The sequence below is a fragment of the Erythrobacter sp. CCH5-A1 genome (assembly GCF_001557115.1).
GTDB lineage: Bacteria > Pseudomonadota > Alphaproteobacteria > Sphingomonadales > Sphingomonadaceae > Erythrobacter.
Genome location: NZ_LSKQ01000274.1, coordinates 1 through 385, shown reverse-complemented (window position 1 = coordinate 385; position 385 = coordinate 1). Strand labels below are relative to the sequence as shown.

At 61.8% G+C, this 385-nt stretch carries 1 protein-coding gene; it reads left to right on the top strand.

What is annotated here, in order from left to right; genetic code table 11:
• The coding region (locus tag AX708_RS17340; protein WP_156454592.1) for a transposase domain-containing protein at positions 1-270 on the top strand (270 nt) is incomplete at its 5' end.
• Positions 271-385 lie beyond the last annotated feature (115 nt).

Genomic DNA, 385 nt, shown 5'->3' with positions numbered 1-385 from the left:
GAGATCGACAACAACCTTGCCGAGAACGCGCTGCGCGGCATCGCGGTCGGGCGCAAGAACTGGCTGTTCGCCGGTGCGGACTGCGGCGGCGAGCGGGCCGCGGCGATGTATTCGCTGCTCGAGACCGCCAAGCTCAATGAAGTGAACCCGCAAATCTGGCTGACGGACGTCCTCGACCGCATCGGCAAGAGTCATCCGATCAATCGCATCGACGAACTGCTTCCCTGGACATGGAAGGCGGCTCAATCCGGTGACCAGTACGTCGCGTGAGGGCCATTGCGCCAATGGCAGCTATCTGCGATTTTCCGCCAGAAGCTGCCATTCAGGAACCGTTTAGAGTTTCGGACGCCGATAGGCGTCGGAAAGTCGACGGTGCCCGAACCCG